We start from the raw sequence: 2,051 nt of genomic DNA on the forward strand, positions 1-2,051 counted from the left end.
CCCGGGCCAGCGGCGGCGCGCCGAACTGGGAACAGTGGGCCGACCGCTGGCACGCCACCTCGACGCTGACCCCGCGTGTTCGCGGCGGCGTCCGCTCGAACCTGCTCAAGGTCGGCCGGTGGATCGCCGCCGAACAGCCCGACGCCGCCGATCCGGCCGACTGGACCCGGCAGACCTGCGCCTTGTGGATCGCCGCACTGGACCGGATGAAGGTCGGCGACTACGTCCAGCGCACGATCGGGCTGGGCGCCCGTCTCGGCAAGCCGCTGGAAGCGCCTAGCAAGGCCGGGCAGATCACCGCCCTGCGGACGTTCTTCCGGGACTGCCAGGAGTGGGAGTGGCTGCCCCGGCGCTTCGACCCCGTTCGTGCGTTGGCGATCCCCCGCAGCATCACGGCCCTCCTCGGACCCGACCCCAGAGTGATCGCCGACGAGGTCTGGGCAAAGCTGTTGTGGGCGGGCCTGAACCTCGAACCAGCGGATCTGCCGCAGACCCGCTCCGGGCACTTCTACCCTTTCGAACTGGTCCGCGCAGTCACGCTGACCTGGCTGTTCTCCGGACAACGCAGTGACGAGATCGCCCGGCTGAGGGTGGGCTGCATCCGCTGGCAGCACGACGGGACACCGATCGCCGGCGACTCGCAGCAGGTCCTGGCCCGCGACGCGGTCTGCCTGCTCGACGTCCCCACGCACAAGACCGGCACCGCCTTCACCAAGCCGGTCGACCCGATCCTCGGCCAGGCCGTCGACGCTTGGCAGGCCGTCCGCCCCGACCAGCCGAAGTTCACCGACCGCCGCACCGGCGAGCTGGTCGACCCGCTGTTCGCCGTCCGGGCCCGCCGCGTCTCCACCAGCTACATCAACAACACCGTCATCCCGATGCTCTGCCGCAAGGCCGGAGTCCCGGCCGCCGATGTCCGTGGGAACATCACCAGCCACCGGGCCCGGTCCACCATCGCCAGCCAGCTCTACAACGCCAAGGAGCCGATGACGCTGTTCGAGCTGCAAGCCTGGCTCGGACATCGCTCACCGCAATCCACTCAGTACTACGCGAAGATCACGCCGAACGCCCTCACGAAGGCATACACCGAGGCCGGATACTTCGCCCGCAACGTCCGCACGGTCGAGGTCCTCCTCGACCGTGACGCCGTCACCTCCGGGGCCGCGGCCACCGGTGAACCATGGCAGTACTACGATCTCGGTCACGGGCTATGCTCCTACTCGTTCTTTGAACAGTGCCAGCACCGGATGGCCTGCGCCCGCTGCGATTTCTACACCCCCAAGGAATCGACGAAAGCCCAACTCGTCGAAGCCAAGGCAAACTTGCAGCGCATGCTCGTGAGCATTCCGCTCACCGAAGAGGAACGCGCCGCCGTCGACGAGGGCCAGAGCGCCCTCGACCGCCTTCTCGAGCGCCTCGCCGAGGTGGCCACCCCAGCCGGCCCGGCCCCGAGCGAGCTCCGCGCCGAACCCGGTCGGCCCTTGCCCCTGACTGTCCGATCACCACCCGACTCCACCGACCGAAAGTGCTGCTGACATGCAACCCGCCCTCTTCACCCTCGACCTCCCCGGCCCTGGACGACTGAGCACCATGGCCAGACCCCGCGGCAACGACTGGCTTGAAGACGAGATGGCCGCGCTGAAGAACTACGGCGTCGACATCCTGGTCTGCGCGCTCACCGGCCCCGAACTCAGCGAACTCGGCCTCGCAGACGAACCCCGGACAGCCACGGCGGCCGGGCTGCAGTTCGTCGCGATACCCGTCCCCGACCGCACCGTCCCCGACCGCACCGCGATCCTGCCTACCCTGCACAGACTCACCGAACAGCTACACAACGGCGCACACGTCGTCACCCACTGCCGAGCCGGCATCGGACGCTCATCCCTTCTCGCGGCCTCACTTCTCATCCTCAACGGCGTCGATCCCGATACCGCCTGGAACCACATCGAACGAGCTCGCGGACTCGCCGTCCCAGACACCGCCGAGCAACGAGAGTGGACCATGGAACTGCTCAAATAGGCATGATGTTGACAAATCAGATTCCACAGAAT

At 67.8% G+C, this 2,051-nt stretch carries 2 protein-coding genes; both read left to right on the forward strand.

The window, feature by feature from the left end; genetic code table 11:
• A partial coding sequence (locus ACF1B9_RS37910; RefSeq protein WP_391746958.1) for a tyrosine-type recombinase/integrase occupies positions 1-1,535 on the forward strand: 1,535 nt, incomplete at its 5' end.
• Between the two features lies 1 nt (position 1,536).
• The gene (locus tag ACF1B9_RS37915; RefSeq protein ID WP_391746959.1) at positions 1,537-2,019 is read left to right on the forward strand and encodes a tyrosine protein phosphatase; all 483 of its coding nucleotides are present in this window, start codon (positions 1,537-1,539) and stop codon (positions 2,017-2,019) included.
• Positions 2,020-2,051 lie beyond the last annotated feature (32 nt).

The sequence above is a fragment of the Streptomyces sp. NPDC014727 genome (genome assembly GCF_043083485.1).
Classification (GTDB): domain Bacteria; phylum Actinomycetota; class Actinomycetes; order Streptomycetales; family Streptomycetaceae; genus Streptomyces.